We start from the raw sequence: 15,256 nt of genomic DNA, 5'->3' as shown, positions 1-15,256 counted from the left end.
CCGTCGTCGTGCGAGCGATGTCAGCCGGCCGAGCAGGCGCCCGAACTGATCGGCGCGGAGCCGACCGAAGACAGCACGGGGCGGAGCTCGGAGAGCGTCAGCGCGTAGCCGGTGTCGGCATCCGTGGCGCTCCGGGCGAACACGACGCCCGCGACCTGGCCGTTGGTATCGAGCAGGGGTCCGCCCGAGTTGCCGGGACGCACGACGCCGCGCAGCGAGTAGATGTCGCGGTCGATGCTGCCGCTCTGGTAGATGTCGGTGCCGCGCGCCGTCACCCGGTCGCGCACGCGCTGCGGCGAGATGGTGAACGGCCCGTCGCCGGGGTAGCCGGCCGCGTAGGCGGCGGCTCCAGCGGCCAGGTCCGGTCCGATGTCGAGCGGGGGAGCGGACAGATCCGTGACATCCAGCACTGCCAGGTCGCGCGACGGGTCGAACGCGACCAGGGTGGCGCGCTCGATGCTGCCGCCCCCGGGCTCGCGCACGACGATCGACGAGGCACCGGCGACCACGTGCGCGTTGGTGACCACGCGGCCGCGCTGCACGACCCAGCCGCTGCCTTCCGAGTCCAGGCCGCACGCGGGCTTGGAGGCGAGGACGGTCACGACGGACTGCTCCGCCTGCGAGACGGCGGAAGGGACGGAGCTGTCCGGGGCGGGGACGGCCCGGATGGTCTCGGCGCCCTCGAACACCTTCGGGAGGCCGGCGCCGGCGAGGACGTCGTCGACGGCTCCGAGCACAGACGAGGCCGGGAGGGGCGCCATCCCGTTGAGCGTGGCGACGACGCGCGAGGAGTTCGCCGCCTGCACGACCGTCGCGAGGCTGGTCGCCATCGCGAACCCGGCGAGCAGCCAGACGACGACCGCCCACGTCAGGGCGCCGAGCACCGCGCCGACCAGCGAATCGAGCCAGCGGATCGGGCCGTGACGGAGGAGCTTGCCGATGATGGACGCCAGCGCTCCTGCAATGGCGTAGACGACCCCCGCGCAGACGACGACGACGACAGCAGCGACGATCGAGCGCTGGGTGACGCCGCCGAATCCGGCGTCAGCGAACCATCCCACGACGACGGGAGCGAGTGTCAGACCGAGCCAGAGGCCGAGCCCCAGACCCACGAGGGTGCCGGCAGCACGGATCGCGCCCTTGCTCCACCCCGCCGCGATCGCGAGGATGCCGAGCACAACGAGCACGACGTCGACAACGATCTCCACGAGGTTTACCCTGCCCCACGAGACTGGGCGACTGCTCAACTCCGACGATGAAGGAGCACATCATGTCCGATCCCCGGGCCAACGGCGACGACGAACGCGAGGATCTCGACGAGGGCGAGCGCCAGTACACCAGCGCCGACCTCACGGCGCACGACGAGGAGACCGGTCAGATCTCGGAGGAGGGCGAACAGCCCGCAGAGTGACGGTGCGAGGGGGACGGCCTAGAGTCGGCCGTCCTCCTCGTCGCCGTCATCGACGGAGTCCGGTCGAGGCTGGGTGACCGGCACGATGTCCGGGTCCATCTGATCCTCCGGGACGATGTCCGGGAAGTCCTCCGTCTGCTGGTCCGTCGTCTCTCTGGCCATGCGCGAACGCTACGCCCCGATCAGGGGCGCGAATAGTCCTGTCGTCAGGCGACGTTGTCAGGCGACGTCGTCGGGTGCGCCAGGCGCCTCGGGCGTGCCGGGCGGCTTGCGCCGCGACGTGAGCACGATGATCACCACGCCGATCACCGCCAGCACGACGATCGCGATGGCGATGCCGATCACCAGCCCGAGGTCGGTGCCGCTCGACGCCGCGGTCGGCTGCGGAGTGGATGCGGTGGCGGTCGCCTCCGTGCCGGTCGAGCCGGAGCCGGGCGACCCCGGGGATGCGCCCGTCGATGCCCCGGCCGTGGGCGTCGACGTCGCGCCGCACGGCGTGCTCTCCGCCCCCGCGGCTGCGGCCGTACCGGCCGGTGGCTGGTAGGTGAACGGGAACGACGACGACACGGTGTGACCGTCCGCGGAGACGGCCTGATACGTCACCGTGTAGCGGCCGGCCGGGCCGAGCGCCACAGGAGCGCTGAGCTTCGTGTCGGCCACGGTCGCGCATCCGGTCTCGAAGTGCCGCGTGGAGGCGTCGGGTCCGGTCACGGTCAGCAGGTTCGTGGAGCCGTTGCCCGACAGATCGAGCACGCGGTCGTTGAAGGTGATCGTCACGGTGTCGAGTGCGCCCGTCACCGTGGAGTCGGCGGCCGGGTCGCTGCCCACCACGTAGTCGTGGGCATCGGCGGCTGCCGCAGGAAGGAGGACGAGCGCGGCGGCGGCGAGGAGGCCGGCGGTCGCGGCGAGCAGCCTGGTCGTCATCCCTGCACCTTACGCTCGGCGGACCGGCCCACGCGGGTGAGCGCGAACACGGCCACGACCAGGGCGATGGCCCCGAGCGCCAGCCCGCCGACGCCGAGTGCGATCGAGACGACGGTCGCGGTGGTGCCCGCCCCGGCCGCGTTCGGTCCCGGGACCGCCGGGGCGTCGGTGGCGACGAGCGGTGTCACTCCGTCTTCCGCCGGCGCGGGTGACGTGATGTACAGCGTCGGCGCGGGGTGCTCCGGCTCCTTGCCCGAGGCGGGCGTCGGCTGGTCCCAGTCCACGACCGTCCCGTCGGAGTAGTACTGGTGGGTGGGCAGCGTCACCGAGCCGGTGTCGGGCACGGCTCCCGCCGAGACGGTGAACTGCTGGAACTGTCCCGGCTCCACCTGCACGCCGCTGTCCGCGGTCCAGGTGACCCGTACCGGAGCCTCGGTGATGGTGCCGTCGTCGGTCTTCACGGGGCGCGACAGCTTCTCGGTGTCGACGGTCGTCGTCCAGCCCGCGAGCGGCAGATAGCTGACGGAGGTGAACGGGGTCTCGGTCGGCAGGTCGACGACGAGTTTCACGGTGCCGGCCGTCGCCGACTCGGTCGGCACTTTGAACGTGAGGTTCGTGTAGCTCCCGGGCGCTGCGCTGTCGGGGTCGACATGCACGTGCGCGCTCGCCGCCAGGGGAGCGGCAGCGAGGAGCAGAGCGGTGGATGCCGCCGCGACGGACGCGGCGAACGTGGTCTTCTTCATGAAGGGTCCTCAGGGTATTGGGGTCGTCGGATGAGCGCGTGCGTGCGCGCACCGGCAGTGGCCGCCCGGAGAGCGGCCACGCGGGTCAGAACGCGCGAGCGACGACCGGCGGACCGCGATGCCGCAGCCGCGCGAGGGGGAGACCCAGGTCGCGGAGCCGGGCCGGCTCGGCGCTCCCCGGCATCGCAGCGGAGGCCGACACCGGGACCGGGACGACGACGAGACGGTCCGCGGCGCGGTGGATGCGAACCCGCGCAGTGTCGAAGAGTCCCCAGAAGGCCTGCTCGCCGAAACGCAGGGCGATGACCGTCACGAGGACGGCGGTCGCGTGCGTCATCCACATCGACGGGCTGAGGTCGGAGGTGTGGGCCGCGGGCATCGCCGCGAGCGTCATCGTGGGGTGCGAGCCGGCATGGAGGTGCGCCACCCCCTCCGCCGACGAGAAGCGGGCTCCGCCTTCGCCCAGCGTGAAGAGCGCGTGGAAGAGGAACTGGCTGACGGCCACGGCCAGGGTGAGCCGCCACAGCGACAGGCGCCGCGCGGTGAGGGCGACGGAGGCCAGCGTGGCGAACGCCAGGCTCAGCGCGAGGGGGATCAGACCGGGGGCCGAACCGCCTCCCGCGACGTGGAAGAGGGCCGCGACGAGGATGGCGGCGCCCGAAGCGAGCATGCCGCGCGTCAGGCGAGCTCCCCTCGATCCCATGCGTGTCCTCCGTCTCGAGCGCTGTTCGGAGCCAGTCTACGGACCGGATGTCGCGGGGTCCCGGCGGACCACAACGGGGGTGGCCGAAGCGGCGGGACTGCCGGGCGTGTCGCGTTATTCTGGCGTGGTGGCGGACGAATCGTGGCGGCGGAGGGTGCTGGTCGTCGAAGACCATGCCCTGATGCGCTCCCTCGTCGCCGATGCGTTCGATCGACGCGGCTTCGAGTCGGCGTCCGCCGGGTCCGCGGCTGAGGCGCTCGAGGTGGCCGAGCGGTTCGACCCCGACCTCCTCGTCACCGACATCGACCTCCGCCAGCGGCCGAACGGCGTCGAACTGGCGACCATCGTCCGCGCGCGTGCGCCGCATGTCGCCGTCCTCTTCCTCAGCAACCTCTCGCGGGAGGCGGCCGCGCTGCACGCGCGCAGCATCGTCGCGGGAGCATCCTTCGTCAACAAGGCCGCGGTCGAGTCCGTCGACGAGCTGGTGGATGCGGCAGAAGCCGTGCTCGCGGATCGTCCCGTATCGCGCGAACTCGTCGCCTCCGACGCCCAGGCGCGCCTGCTCGCGCTGACCACGGCGCAGCTCGAGACCACCCGACTGCTCGCCGCGGGCCTCACGAACGCGGAGATCGCCCGCCGCCGGAGCGTCTCGGTGCGCGCCGTCGAGAAGAGCGTCGAGCGCGTGTTCGCGGCTCTCGGCATCGCGGGAGGGGAGCGCACGACCCCGCGTGTCGCCGCGGCGACGCTGTACACGGCGACCTTCGGCGACGCCTCCACGGGGCTCTGATCGCGTGCTGCTCCGGAACTTCCGCCGTTCGTTCGCGCGCATCTACGGCCCCTCCGCCATCACCTGGTGGAGCTGGCTGATCCCGCTCCCGTTCGCACTGACCGTGATGTCGGGGCTGCAGTACGTGACGGGCGGTCCGCTCGCGGTGCTCGCGGTGTCCGGGCTGCAGCACGTCCTCGTCGGCGGCCTTCTGCTCGTGGGGGCCGCGGTGCTCCGCTTCGCCCGCGGTCGGGCGCGACCGTTCGTCGTCTTCGCGATCTTTGCAGTCGTGGGCGCGGTGCGGCCGGTGCTCTTCCTGCAGGCGGGCGGACTGCTCTCCATCGGGGTCGTTCCCGGGGCGCTCGCCGGCCGGATGGCCATGAACGTGGTCGTCATGGTCATCACGTTCTCGCTGATCGCGGTGGGTGTGGACCTCGTGCGGGACCACCGCGCCGTGTTCCGTCGGCTCCGCGCCGCGCAGTCGGCCTCGGAGCGGGATGTGGAGTGTGCTGCCGAGCGCCTCCGAGCCTTGCGCGCTGCGGCCGTCGACGACGTCGCCGCCGCTCTCGAAGCGGCCGCGGACTCCGCTGCCGCCACGTCGCTGCGGCCGGACGAGGCCGCGCGACTGTTGCGCACGCTCGCCGAGGACGTGGTGCGTCCGGCGAGCCATCGCGTCTTCGCAACGGATGCGCCGGTCCCGGCTCCCGAGGCGGCGGTGACCGGGGCGCGCGAGTGGTCGGCCTCCGTCCTGGGCGGGACGCGCGCGGCGTCGCCGATCATGACGGCCGTGCTGTTCTCGGTTCTGGTGCTGCCGTTCGCCATTCTGCTGTTCGGTACGCGCAGCCTCCTTCCGGTGGCGGCCGGGCTGGTCCTCCTGCTCGTCGCCAACGCCCTCATCGCGCGCCTTCCCCTGCCGGACCGGGCTGTGTGGCGGCTGACCGTTCTGCTGCTGCTCTACGGGGCCGCCGGAGTGGTGCTCGCCCTGACCGGCGAGGCCATGCTGACACTCGCCGGCGTCGCGCCGACGTCCGTCTGGTTCGAGGCCGCGATGTACCCGATCGTCGCGGTCGCCGTGGCTTTCGTCGGCTCGCTCGCGGTCCGGACGCGACTCGACCGGGGGGAACTGGAGAACGCCCTGCAGACGAACGTGACGGCCGCCGCCCGCTTCCGCTCCGACTACGAGCGCGAGCGGGCGTCGCTGGCACGGCTGCTGCATGCCGGCGTGCAGTCCGAGTTGATCGCCGGTGCGCTCGCGGTGACCGTTGCACCCGCCGCCGGCGCGGGCGACACGGGCGCGCGCATCGCGGAGATCGTCGGCCGCGCCCGCGACGCCCTCCGCGGGTCGCACGACGAGCCGAGGGCCGAAGAGCAGGTGGGGACGCTGCTCGACAGCTGGTCGTCGGCGATCGCGCTCAGCGCACGAATCGCGGAGGGTGTCTGGGAGCGCCTGGCCGACCCCGTGCGCAGCTCCGCCGTCATCGACGCGGTGTCGGAAGGCCTCACGAACGCCGTGCGCCACGGCGACGGCTCAGCGGTCGTGCTGGAGTTGCGACCGGCGGGTCCGGACGGCGTCGAAGTGGTCATCGTCTCCGGCGGGACGCTCCTGCGCACCCATCCCGGGATCGGTCTGAAGCAGCTCTCAGAGCACGGGACGGTCGCGCTGAGCGAGAGCGCCGGGCGTGTCGAACTGGCCGTCGCGATCCCCTGAGCCCGCGCTGGGAACCCCGTCGTAACAGCCGTACTCCCGCTGGGCCACACGCCAGTCGGTGCCTAGGTTTTAAGAGGACGGAGCCCGCTCCCGTCCCCGGTCCCGGATGGGGGCCCCTGCGTGACCCGAACGCGCGGGATGAGCCCCCGGCCGGGATCTATTCGTCTGCATTGATGGAACATCCAGACGAAATCGGGTAGAAATGATCGGTACGCTTTCGCGCCAACCCCCCGGTGCGTTACCCCCGACCGTCTCGCCCAGGAAGTATCCACCAGCTTGCAGCAGTCCTCTCCCTCAGTGCGGCCTCGCCGCAGTCTCAGGGCACCCGTCGTGGTGGATGTGGAACAGCAGCCGGAACTCTCGGACGACCCGGTCAGTGCCTTCACCACCGCCGAGGAGCTGACGGCGACGCAGACCTTCCCGAGCCGTCGTGCGGCACTCGAGGCGGAGCGCAGCCGCCCCCGGAAGCGCGAGCGCATCGTCGTCAAGCCCACGCGCGCCGCTCGGAGCACGGCGGCCGTCCGCCCGGCCCGCGCCGAGCGTCCCGCCCGACCCGTGCGCACCGCGGTCGCCCGTGACCGCCGCGAGCGCCGTCGGCTGGGCGTCCACGCGGTCGTCATGCTCGCGCTCGCCGCGTTCTTCGGCACCGCAGCACTGCCGGCCTATGCGACCAGCGGTGAGGGCTCAACTGTCGGCGCCGCTCGGACCGCCCTCGCGGTTCAGACGCTGACCGGCGGCGGTGTCACGCAGGTCGTCGCGCGTGACGGCCTCAACATCCAGGAGGCGCCGCAGGCGCTCGACTCCACGACCAATCCGACTGTGTCGCCCACGGTGCAGGCGCTCGCCGTGCAGCTCATGGGCGCCGTCGCGTCGGGTCGCCTCGTCGGCTCCACCCCGAACCATCTGGGTGAGATCGCGGACCTGGCCGAAGGCCGCGCCGTGCAGAGCTGCGGGATCGACTACCGCGTCCTGCAGGCGATCTCCGTCGCGCTCGACAACTTCAATCAGGTCGGCGTAAGCGACATCAACCGTCGCTGCACCGGTCAGATCGAGGGTGCGGGCACCGACTCCGCGCACTACGCGGACGGCGGCGGCCATGCAGTCGACTTCTTCCTGCTCAACGGCTCGCCGCTCACCGGCGGGGACGCCAAGTCGGTGGAGCTCATTCGCATCCTCGACCCGCTGGTGCCCGACGGCACCGGTCTCGGGCAGGTGGGCTGCCGCTCCTCGATGGACCTGACGAACTTCAAGCCGTTCGACGACACGTGCAACCACCTGCACATCGACTTCCTCAAGTCCGACGGCCCCGCGCTCCGCTACGGTTGAGCCGCTGCGGCCGGAGCTTCAGCCGAACAGGGTGAGCGCCGCCCACTGCACCAGGATCACGGTCTTGCCGTCGGCGATCCGACCGTCCGCGACCATCGCCAGCGCCTGGTCGTAGGGGACGACGACCGGTTCGATCTCCTCGCCCTCCGCCTCGACGCCGCCACCACCGACGACGTCCGCCGGAGTGTACGGCGCCGCGTAGAAGTGCACCCGCTCGGTGACCGAGCCGGGGCTCATGTACAGGTCGAACAGGTGCTCGAGCTCGCCGATGCGCACGCCGAGCTCCTCGGCCGCCTCGCGCCGGATCGCCTCCTCCGGTGAATCGCCGTCGAGCAGCCCTGCCGCCGACTCGACCAGCAGGCCGTCCGGGTGCCCGTTCACATACGCCGGGAAGCGGAACTGGCGCGTGAGCAGGAGGGTGCGGCCATCCGGGTCGTACAGCAGGACCGTCGCACCGTTGCCGCGGTCGTACGTCTCCCGCGCCTGCGTCGTCCACTCGCCGGTGCGTCCGCGGTAGTCGTAGGTCGTGCGGCGGAGCACGTGCCAGCCATCCGAGGTGACCTCGACATCGAGCACGCGCACATCCGGATTGCCGTCCAACCCGCGTCCGGCACGATGGAGGCCGGTGCGCCCGCGGCTGTCAGGCAGATCGTGACCGGGGCGCTCGTCGCTCATGCGTCGAGCCTAACGGCGGGCCGCAGTCCGTTCCTCGGTGGGCTTCTTCGACGCCGGCTCGGCCGGGCGGTAGCGGCGCCGGATGGCCCGAGCCGCCAGGATGTCGCCGGCGTGCGCCTCACGCGCCTTCAGGATGGCCTTGTCCGACTTCATCGGCAGCCGCAGCACGTCCTCGGCCTCGATGCCCGCGACCAGCTCCCGTGCACGCTCGACCTCCGAGTCGAGTTCGGCGCCGAACAGCAGGGCGTTGTTGGCGATCCAGATCCACAGCAGGAAGACGATGATCCCCGCCAGTGCGCCGTAGGTGCGGTCGTAGTTCCCGAAGGTGCCCACGTAGAAGGCGAAGAGGGCGGAGGCGATGCCCAGGACGAGGATGGCGGCGACCGACCCCGGCGTCAGCCAGCGCATCCGCGGGTGCTTGATGTTCGGGGTCGAGGCGTACAGCACCGCCACCAGCAGGACCACCACTACGACCACGATCGGCCAGCGGATGATGTTCCACGCCACCAGGGCCGCGTCGCCGAGGCCGATGAGTCCGCCGAGGAACGACGCGACCGGGCCCGAGACCACGAGCAGGATCGCCAGGAGGGAGATGAGCACGAGCGTGAGCACGGTGACACCGAGCTGCACCGGGCGGAGCACCAGAGCCGAGCGGCCCTCCTGCACGTCGTACACCCGGTTGAGCGAGCGGCCGAAGGCCCCGACGTACCCGGACGCCGACCAGACCGCACCGACGATGCCGATCGCAAGCGCCCACCCGGTCGCGGGGGACGACGAGATGCTCTCGATGGGGCCCTTCAGGACATCCGTCATGCCCGGAGCGAGCTGGTTCACCATCCCGAACAGCGCGTCGATGCCCGCCTGGCTCTGACCGACGAGACCCAGGATGCTGACCAGCGCCAGCAGCGCGGGGAACAGGGACAGGACGGCGAAGTACGTGAGCCCTGCGGCCAGGTCGGTGCACTGATCGGTGGTGTAGCTGCGCAGCGTGCGCTTGAGGATGAAGCCCCACGGCAGGCGCAAGGTCGTGACGCTGCGGCTCTCTTCGATACGACCGACCGCTTCCGCCCGGGCCTTGCCGACGCCTCCCTGGTCAGCGGGCACGCCCGCGCCTCCGCACGAGAAGGGCCGTGATCCCGGCTGCGGCGCCCGCCAGGACGAGGAAGACCCCGGTGAAGAAGGCGGGGTGGGAACGGATCTGCACGCGGATGTTGAAGGTTGCGAACAGATCGTCGAGGGTGCTCGCCAGCTCGTCGCGGGTCACCTCGAGGTCCAGCTTCAGCTGATTGATCCCGGCCCCCTTGGGGAGCGGAGGCCGACCGGCGGGACGCTCGCCCTGGCGGTTCACGGAGGGCGTCATGTCGTTGGTCACGGCTGCTCTCCCTTCAGAGCCTTGGCGTCGGCGCTCAGTTCGGTGCCCAGGTCGTCGGGCACCGGCGGCATCCCCTTCTTGAGGCTCCGCCAGCCGATCAGACCCAGCACCACCGCGATGATGATGAGGATGACGGCCACGATGAGCGCGGCCAGCCACGCAGGCACGATGAGCGCGAAGCCGAGGACGGCCGTCGTCACCAGTGCGGCGAACGCGAAGAAGAGGAACAGCAGCGCGCCGATCAGCAGACCCGCGCCGATCCCCGCAGCCTTGGCCTTGGCGCTCATCTCGGCCTTGAAGAGCGCGAGTTCGGAGGCGACGAGACGGCGCAACTGGGCGACCAGATCCTTCGTCAACTCCGGAAGCGGGCGCAGCCCACGGGTGGTGCGGCGGCGCTCCCGTGGCAGCGGTGGCGTTTCGGCCATCGGTTCGGGCTCCCTTCAGACGCTGTAGGCCGAACGTACCCCACCCCTCTCCGCGAGTGAACCCGCGATGGTGCACACTAGGTTCATGAGCGGCAACGAGATCGCCGGCCGGGGAGGGATCCTCGCGGCAGTGGTCCCCGGACAGCCGATCGCCGTGCTGGAGCAGGCCGCCCGGCTCGCCGACGATCTGGACGTCCCGCTCGTGTGCGCGAACGTCGACCCGGATCGGTACCTCGTCTCCAGCTACGTCGACGGAACGATCGTCGCCCTGCCGTACGACCCCGACCTGCACGAGACGGACGAGGAGCAGTTCGACCCCGAGCTCGCCTCGCACATCCGGCGGGCGCTCGACGGCCGCGGCATCCCGTACACGCTGCAGCAGCTGGCCGGGGACCCGGCCTGGTCACTGTCGCGCCTGGCGGACGACATGGATGCGCGCTTCATCGTCGTCGGCACCCGCGAGGCGGGGTTGAGGGGGAGCCTGCGGGAGTTCTTCAACGGGTCGGTCGCCCTGCACCTCGCGCACCGGCAGCACCGCCCGGTGGTCGTCGTCCCGCTCGATCCGAGGCCGGGGGCGCAGAAGCTCCCCTGGGAAGACCCGCCGGTCTAGTGCCGCTGGTCCGCGGACCGGCGCCGGTGCATCTGCATTGGCGGTCCATCCTGCTCGTGTTCGCCGGCGGTGCGCTCGGCACGGCCATCCGCTACCTGCTGACCCTCGCGGTCCCGCCGGTGGCGGGCGTGCCGTTCATGACCTTCCTCATCAACGTCACCGGTGCCTTCGTTCTCGGCCTGCTGCTGCAGTCGCTGGCGCTGCGCGGGTCCGACGACGGCGTCCGGCGCGACGTGCGCCTGTTCGCAGGGACGGGCATCCTCGGCGGCTTCACCACATACAGCTCGCTCGCCGTGGACGCCGACGGGCTGATCGCGGCGCAGAGCGTGGGCCTGAGCATCCTCTACGCGGTCGCCACCATCGCCGTCGGGGCCGCTGCGTCCATCGGCGGAATCGCCCTCGCCTCTGCGTTCGCCCGCCGACAGGCCGGACGGTTCCCGCGATGACGGCGCTGCTGGTGCTCGCGGTCGCCGCGGCGGGAGGACTGGGCGCCGTCACCCGGCTGGTGTTCGACGGCTTTCTGAAGGCGCGGCTGCGGATCGGCTTCCCGTTCGGGACGACGGTGATCAACGTGAGCGGATCGTTCCTGCTCGGACTGGTCACCGGTCTCGCCCTGGCGCACGGCCTGCCGCCGGAGTGGCGCGCGGTCCTCGGAACCGGCTTCCTCGGCGGGTACACGACGTTCAGCACGGCCAGCTACGAGACCGTGCGACTGGCGCAGCAGCGCCGCTACCGCGCTGCCTTCGTCAACGGCGTGGGGATGCTGGTGCTGGCGCTCGCCGCGGCCGGGCTCGGCCTGTGGCTGGGTCAGCTGGCCTGAGGGCCGCGCCTCGACGGTGCGCTACTCCTGGTCGGGTTCCTGCTCCATCCACCACTCGGTGAACTCCTCGGCACGGCCGTCGTCGGCGAGGCGGACGATCCACAGGTTGCTGTAGATGGGCCCGTCACGGTAGTCGGTGACCCCTTCGACGAAGGACACCGGCCCGTCCTGGCCGAGCAGCCGCCACTCGAAGGTCGCGGCCCCGGGCTCGTCCTGGGCGTCGAGCCAGCCCTCGACGATCTCGACGTGCCCGTCCCACGGCTCGGCGAACGGCTCGGTGCGGTAGCTCGCGTCCTCCGTGAAGAGCGCCCGGATGTCGTCGGGGTCGTTGCTCTCCCATGCGCGTCGGTAGAGGTCGATCCAGTTCGTCAGCGCGTCGGCCATTCACCCGTTATACGCCCTGCGCGCGACGCACCGCTACGCTGGCGCCATGGGGGAGCCCTTCGCAGCCTGGTCCGACTTCAACGTCGCGGTGGCGGGCGCGGGCGCGGCCCTCGGCGGTCTGCTCATCGTCGCGCTGTCGGTCAACATCCAGAAGATCGCCGAGTCGCGTGGCCTCGCGGCGCGGGCGGGAGCGTCCATTGCCGCCCTCATCCTCGGTGTCGCGTTGTGCTGCGCGGCGCTCATCCCGGGCCAGGTCACGTGGGTGTACGGCATCCAGGTGCTGATCGGGACGGCGCTGTGCGCTGTCGTCGTCGCGCGGTCGGCGCTGACGGTGCATCGGGATGCGGTGAGCACCGGATACGCGCGGTTCTCGGCCGAACGCATCGCGATGTTCGCGGTGCCGCCCGCGGTCTACGCGATCGGCGGGGTGCTGCTCATCGGGGTGCCCGGGTCGTCCCTCGGGCTGGTCTTCGTCGGCGCGGGAACGCTCCTCGCGATCGTGACGACGGTGCTGTTCTCGTGGGTCGCGCTCGTCGAAGTGCTGCGCTGACCCGACGGCCGGTCAGGCCGGCTGTGCGCTGAGCTGGGGGAGCGCATCCACCAGGGAGGCGAGCTCGGGCACGGTGCGGGCCTCGTCGAGGGCGCGCGCGAGGGCGGCATCGTGGACGGGGCGCGCGGCGTCGAGTAGGCGGTGGCCCTCGGTCGTGAGTTCGGTGTAGATGCCGCGGCGGTCGTCGGCGCAGAGCACCCGGGTGAGCAGGTCGCGCTCCTCGAGGCGGTTGACGAGGCGCGTCGTGGCGCTGGGGCTGAGGGCGCTCGCGCGGGCGAGCTGCTGCATCCGCATGTGCCAGCCGTCCTGGCGGCCGAGAGCGTCGAGCACCGTGTACTCGACGACGGACAGCTGCACGGCGCTGGTGAGGTCGCGCTCGAGAACCGCCTCGATGAATCCGTGCAGGGCGGCGAGGGTGCGCCAGCCGTGCGCGCGGACCTCGACGGCGTCGTCTGCGATGCCCATGCTCGGAACCTCTCTCCCGGTGATCGCGGGCTTGCGCGAAATAGTTGCGCGTGCAACTATTTATAGCGCGCCTGCAACTAACAGAGTAGCGCAGCATCTCCGCATCCCGGCCTCCCGAAGGAGTCACCATGCCCGCTGGCCTGATCGCCCTCGCCCTCGGAGGGTTCGGCATCGGCCTGACCGAGTTCGTGATCGCCGGCCTGCTCCCCGAGGTCGCGGCCGACTTCCACGTCGACGAAGCGACCGCGGGCTGGCTGATCTCCGGCTACGCGCTCGCGGTGGTCGTCGGAGCGCTCGGCCTGACCGCCGCGGCCACCCGCGTTCCGCGCAAGGCGGCGCTGCTCGGGCTCATGGTGCTGTTCATCGCCGGCAACCTCCTCTCGGCGATCGCGCCGGACTACGGAGTGATGCTGACCGGCCGGGTGATCGCCGCCCTGTGCCACGGAGCGTTCTTCGGAATCGGGTCCGTCGTCGCCGCCGGGCTGGTGGCACCCGAGAAGCAGGCGCGCGCCATCGCGGTGATGTTCACCGGGCTGACGGCCGCGAATGTGCTCGGTGTGCCGTTCGGTACGCTGCTCGGTCAGGCGTTCGGCTGGCGGTCGACCTTCTGGGCGATCACCGTGATCGGTGTGATCGCGCTGATCGGCGTCGCCGTGCTCGTGCCCGCGGGCGCGGGCGGCCGGGCCGGCGGCGGACTGCGCGGCGAGCTCTCCGCGTTCCGCTCCGGGCAGGTGTGGCTGTCGCTCGCCGCCACACTTCTGGGCTTCGGCGGGATGTTCGGTGCGTTCACGTACATCGCGTACACGCTGACCGGGGTCTCCGGCTTCCCCTCCGCAGCCGTGCCGTGGCTGCTCATCCTCTTCGGCCTGGGACTGTTCGCCGGCAACTGGGTCGGCGGGCGCCTCGCGGACCGCTCGATCGACAGGACGCTCCTCTGGCTGCTCGCCGCGCTCGCCGTGGTGCTCGCGACGTTCGCGCTGGTGGCCGGGATGCCGGTCGCAGCGGTGATCGCCCTCGTGCTCATGGGTGCGTTCGGATTCGCCACCGTGCCCGCGCTGCAGCTGCGCGTGCTCTCGTTCGCATCGCAGGCGCCCACGCTCGCGTCGGGTGCGAACATCGCGGCGTTCAACCTCGGCAACGCGATCGGCGCGTGGCTCGGCGGGGTGACCATCGCGGCCGGGCTCGGCTACGCCTCGCCCCTCTGGGTGGGCGCCGCCATGACCGTCGGCGCCCTGATTGTGGTCGCTTTCGCTGCCGGAGCGGCGCGGCGCGCCCGTTCGGCCCGCGCACACGCCGGCGCGGACTCGTCGGAGGCGACCCTTCCGGTCTAGTAGACGAGGGGGTACATTCACTCTCGTCTCGAACGGTCAGGGGGTGATCGTATGCCGGATGTCACCGAAACGGTGCACCGTCACCGCATCACCCCTGCGCGCGTGCTGATCGGATCCTTCGGCGCCGGCGCCGGACTGACCGTCCTCGGTTTCCTGATGGGCGGATCGCCGGCCTCCGCGGCCGAGGCGCCGCCGCCGACCGGCCCGGTCGCCGCTCTCGTCTCGAGCGCCACCGGCGTGGTGGGCGACACCGTCGGCTCGGTCACCTCGGCCGTCGCTCCGGCTGTTCCCGCCCCGGTGGAGGAGGTCGTCTCCGCCGTCGTCGCTCCCGTGGCGGACGCGGCGGACGCGGTCGCCGACCAGGCGCCGGTCTCGTCCGTTGTCGATCCTGTGGCCACCGTCGTCGACCAGGTGGTCGCCGACGTCCCCGTCGTCAGCGACATCCTCCCGCCCGCACCCGTTGCGGCTGTGACGCAGCCGGTCACCGGAACGGTCGACCAGGCGATCTCGGATGTCGTGGATGCGGTCGATGCTTCCGTCGCCCCGGTGGCACCGGCGGCGGGAGAACCGCCGGTGACGACTCCCGGGTCCGGACTCCCGGCGCTCCCGGGCGTCGGCACCCACGTTCCGACCGTTGCGGCCCCGTGGGGTGCTGCGCTCGTCGGCCCGGTCGTCTCGGTGCCCCTCGTGCAGTCGTCCCGCGCTGACGGCTTCTCGGCCCAGGCCCGTGCGGCGTCCTTCTCCGCCGGGGTGGCCGGGACTCCCGCCACGCCCGGCGGAGGCGCGCCCGGCGGTCTGCCCGCCGACGGCCCCCTGGGCGGAGGTCTACCCGCGGGCGGCTCGACCGGCTCGGCCGGCGGTGCCGGCGGACCGGGCGGAGCTGTGCCCGGCGCGGGAGCCACCGTCGACGGATACGCCCTGCCCGCCGTCCTCCTGGGCGGGATCACTGGCCCGGCCGCGGACGACAACGTTCCCGCGGGTCCCGTCGCCGACCACGACATCAGCCCCGACTGAGTGGGTCGCAGCCGCCCTGTGAGGCGGCA

At 71.8% G+C, this 15,256-nt stretch carries 21 protein-coding genes; 10 read left to right on the top strand and 11 right to left on the bottom strand.

What is annotated here, in order from left to right; all coding sequences use genetic code 11:
- Positions 1–20: 20 nt before the first annotated feature.
- The gene (locus QRN40_RS06495; RefSeq protein WP_285114716.1) at positions 21–1,208 is read right to left on the bottom strand and encodes a MarP family serine protease; all 1,188 of its coding nucleotides are present in this window, start codon (positions 1,206–1,208) and stop codon (positions 21–23) included.
- A 62-nt stretch (positions 1,209–1,270) separates the two neighbouring features.
- On the opposite strand from QRN40_RS06495, the gene QRN40_RS06490 reads away from it, so the two are divergent.
- The gene (locus QRN40_RS06490; RefSeq protein ID WP_285114715.1) at positions 1,271–1,411 is read left to right on the top strand and encodes a hypothetical protein; all 141 of its coding nucleotides are present in this window, start codon (positions 1,271–1,273) and stop codon (positions 1,409–1,411) included.
- A gap of 18 nt (positions 1,412–1,429) precedes the next feature.
- On the opposite strand, the gene QRN40_RS06485 is transcribed toward QRN40_RS06490, so the two are convergent.
- The 4 genes from QRN40_RS06485 to QRN40_RS06470 all read right to left on the bottom strand — a co-directional run bounded on the left by QRN40_RS06485 (position 1,430) and on the right by QRN40_RS06470 (position 3,781).
- Entirely contained in the window at positions 1,430–1,573 is a 144-nt protein-coding gene (locus QRN40_RS06485; RefSeq protein ID WP_285114714.1) for a hypothetical protein, read from the bottom strand.
- A gap of 57 nt (positions 1,574–1,630) precedes the next feature.
- A complete protein-coding gene (locus tag QRN40_RS06480) occupies positions 1,631–2,335 on the bottom strand; it encodes a copper resistance CopC family protein (protein WP_285114713.1) in 705 nt (234 codons plus the stop codon).
- On the bottom strand, positions 2,332–3,078 hold the full coding sequence (locus tag QRN40_RS06475) for a YcnI family copper-binding membrane protein (protein WP_285114712.1): 747 nt from the start codon (positions 3,076–3,078) through the stop codon (positions 2,332–2,334). The genes QRN40_RS06480 and QRN40_RS06475 overlap by 4 nt, the downstream gene beginning before the upstream one ends.
- An 85-nt stretch (positions 3,079–3,163) precedes the next feature.
- Complete coding sequence (locus QRN40_RS06470; RefSeq protein ID WP_285114711.1) at positions 3,164–3,781, bottom strand: hypothetical protein; 618 nt, start codon at positions 3,779–3,781, stop codon at positions 3,164–3,166.
- 127 nt (positions 3,782–3,908) lie between these two features.
- Here QRN40_RS06470 and QRN40_RS06465 point away from each other — a divergent pair, with 127 nt between their 5' ends.
- From QRN40_RS06465 to QRN40_RS06455, 3 genes are all read left to right on the top strand, one after another.
- Entirely contained in the window at positions 3,909–4,568 is a 660-nt protein-coding gene (locus tag QRN40_RS06465) for a response regulator (RefSeq protein ID WP_285114710.1), read from the top strand.
- A 4-nt stretch (positions 4,569–4,572) separates the two neighbouring features.
- Positions 4,573–6,255, top strand: coding sequence for a sensor histidine kinase (locus tag QRN40_RS06460; RefSeq protein WP_285114709.1), 1,683 nt, complete (start codon positions 4,573–4,575; stop codon positions 6,253–6,255).
- 330 nt (positions 6,256–6,585) lie between these two features.
- Positions 6,586–7,581, top strand: coding sequence for a hypothetical protein (locus QRN40_RS06455; RefSeq protein WP_285114708.1), 996 nt, complete (start codon positions 6,586–6,588; stop codon positions 7,579–7,581).
- An 18-nt stretch (positions 7,582–7,599) separates the two neighbouring features.
- Here QRN40_RS06455 and QRN40_RS06450 read toward each other — a convergent pair whose 3' ends face one another.
- The 4 genes from QRN40_RS06450 to QRN40_RS06435 are packed head-to-tail and all read right to left on the bottom strand — an operon-like array spanning position 7,600 to position 10,053.
- Positions 7,600–8,256, bottom strand: coding sequence for an NUDIX domain-containing protein (locus QRN40_RS06450; RefSeq protein WP_285114707.1), 657 nt, complete (start codon positions 8,254–8,256; stop codon positions 7,600–7,602).
- A 9-nt stretch (positions 8,257–8,265) separates the two neighbouring features.
- The gene (locus tag QRN40_RS06445) at positions 8,266–9,360 is read right to left on the bottom strand and encodes a YihY/virulence factor BrkB family protein (protein WP_285114706.1); all 1,095 of its coding nucleotides are present in this window, start codon (positions 9,358–9,360) and stop codon (positions 8,266–8,268) included.
- A complete protein-coding gene (locus QRN40_RS06440) occupies positions 9,350–9,628 on the bottom strand; it encodes a hypothetical protein (protein WP_285114705.1) in 279 nt (92 codons plus the stop codon). The genes QRN40_RS06445 and QRN40_RS06440 overlap by 11 nt, the downstream gene beginning before the upstream one ends.
- Positions 9,625–10,053 (bottom strand): phage holin family protein, encoded by a 429-nt coding sequence (locus tag QRN40_RS06435; RefSeq protein WP_285114703.1) that lies wholly within the window; start codon positions 10,051–10,053, stop codon positions 9,625–9,627. Before QRN40_RS06435 ends, QRN40_RS06440 begins: the two co-directional genes overlap by 4 nt.
- 85 nt (positions 10,054–10,138) lie before the next feature.
- On the opposite strand from QRN40_RS06435, the gene QRN40_RS06430 reads away from it, so the two are divergent.
- The 3 genes from QRN40_RS06430 to crcB are packed head-to-tail and all read left to right on the top strand — an operon-like array spanning position 10,139 to position 11,483.
- On the top strand, positions 10,139–10,663 hold the full coding sequence (locus QRN40_RS06430) for a universal stress protein (protein WP_285114702.1): 525 nt from the start codon (positions 10,139–10,141) through the stop codon (positions 10,661–10,663).
- A gap of 26 nt (positions 10,664–10,689) precedes the next feature.
- Positions 10,690–11,109, top strand: coding sequence for a fluoride efflux transporter FluC (locus QRN40_RS06425; RefSeq protein WP_285114701.1), 420 nt, complete (start codon positions 10,690–10,692; stop codon positions 11,107–11,109).
- Positions 11,106–11,483 carry a fluoride efflux transporter CrcB gene (crcB, locus tag QRN40_RS06420; protein WP_285114700.1) on the top strand — a complete coding sequence of 126 codons (378 nt, stop codon included), beginning with the start codon at positions 11,106–11,108 and terminating at the stop codon, positions 11,481–11,483. The genes QRN40_RS06425 and crcB overlap by 4 nt, the downstream gene beginning before the upstream one ends.
- A 21-nt stretch (positions 11,484–11,504) precedes the next feature.
- Here the strand turns inward: crcB and QRN40_RS06415 are convergent, their stop codons facing one another.
- A complete protein-coding gene (locus tag QRN40_RS06415; protein WP_285114699.1) occupies positions 11,505–11,867 on the bottom strand; it encodes a nuclear transport factor 2 family protein in 363 nt (120 codons plus the stop codon).
- 46 nt (positions 11,868–11,913) lie between these two features.
- On the opposite strand from QRN40_RS06415, the gene QRN40_RS06410 reads away from it, so the two are divergent.
- Positions 11,914–12,417: a hypothetical protein gene (locus tag QRN40_RS06410; RefSeq protein ID WP_285114698.1), complete on the top strand. Its 504-nt coding sequence runs from the start codon at positions 11,914–11,916 to the stop codon at positions 12,415–12,417.
- Between the two features lie 12 nt (positions 12,418–12,429).
- Here QRN40_RS06410 and QRN40_RS06405 read toward each other — a convergent pair whose 3' ends face one another.
- On the bottom strand, positions 12,430–12,882 hold the full coding sequence (locus QRN40_RS06405; protein WP_285114697.1) for a MarR family winged helix-turn-helix transcriptional regulator: 453 nt from the start codon (positions 12,880–12,882) through the stop codon (positions 12,430–12,432).
- Positions 12,883–13,010: 128 nt separating this feature from the next.
- On the opposite strand from QRN40_RS06405, the gene QRN40_RS06400 reads away from it, so the two are divergent.
- The gene (locus QRN40_RS06400) at positions 13,011–14,213 is read left to right on the top strand and encodes an MFS transporter (RefSeq protein WP_285114696.1); all 1,203 of its coding nucleotides are present in this window, start codon (positions 13,011–13,013) and stop codon (positions 14,211–14,213) included.
- A 51-nt stretch (positions 14,214–14,264) separates the two neighbouring features.
- Entirely contained in the window at positions 14,265–15,227 is a 963-nt protein-coding gene (locus QRN40_RS06395; protein ID WP_285114695.1) for a hypothetical protein, read from the top strand.
- The last annotated feature ends 29 nt before the right edge of the window (positions 15,228–15,256 follow it).

It is taken from the genome of Leifsonia sp. fls2-241-R2A-40a (assembly GCF_030209575.1).
GTDB lineage: Bacteria > Actinomycetota > Actinomycetes > Actinomycetales > Microbacteriaceae > Leifsonia.
The sequence above is the reverse complement of the archived record's forward strand: the minus strand, read 5'-3'. Positions and strand labels throughout refer to the sequence as shown.